The following is a 255-nucleotide window of genomic DNA, read 5'->3' as shown; positions in this document are numbered from 1 at the left end:
GCGGCGGCGGCGATCGCGGGGTGATCGCGCGGATCCGCCAGGCGGCGGGCACCTATCGCGGGCGGCTCGGGCTGCGGCGGGATACGCAAGCCGGCGGCGACCCCGCCGTGCTGATCGCCGCCGGCTTTCCCGACCGGATCGGCGTGCGCCGCGGCGAGCCTGGCAGTTTCCGGCTCAGCGAGGGGGGCGGCGCGAAACTCGACCCGGCCGATCCGCTGGCGCGCGCGCCGATGCTCGCCGTCGCCGCGCTGGGCG

General features: G+C 79.2%; 1 pseudogene. It reads left to right on the top strand.

The window, feature by feature from the left end:
- Positions 1-255, top strand: a pseudogene (locus tag RT91_RS18880) (ATP-dependent helicase HrpB); the annotation flags it as partial.

This window comes from Acidiphilium sp. JA12-A1, assembly GCF_000724705.2.
Classification (GTDB): domain Bacteria; phylum Pseudomonadota; class Alphaproteobacteria; order Acetobacterales; family Acetobacteraceae; genus Acidiphilium; species Acidiphilium multivorum.
This window is presented reverse-complemented; position numbering and strand designations above follow the sequence as displayed.